This window comes from Micromonospora globosa, from assembly GCF_000717585.1.
Classification (GTDB): Bacteria; Actinomycetota; Actinomycetes; order Mycobacteriales; family Micromonosporaceae; genus Micromonospora; species Micromonospora aurantiaca.
The window spans coordinates 1-201 of sequence record NZ_JNZR01000120.1; the positions used below are offsets into that span (position 1 = coordinate 1).

The 201-nt window shown below is 69.2% G+C and carries 1 protein-coding gene; it reads right to left on the reverse strand.

Translation table 11 applies throughout. The features are described 5' to 3' along the window. Nucleotides 1–201: acyltransferase domain-containing protein (locus IF06_RS34915; protein WP_036312242.1), on the reverse strand; the 201-nt coding region annotated here is incomplete at both ends.

Consider the following 201-nt stretch of genomic DNA (forward strand, 5'->3'; position numbering starts at 1 on the left):
ACATCGGATCCATCAACCGCGAGTGGAACGCGTGACTGACCGCCAGTTCCTTGACCCGCCAACCCCGCTCGCGAGAAGTCCCCACCACCACCGCAACCTCATCGGCGGCACCCGACACCACCACCGACGCCGGACCGTTCACCGCCGCCACGTCCACCGCCGCGCCGGTCACGCCGATCAACTCGGCGACAGCCTCCTCCG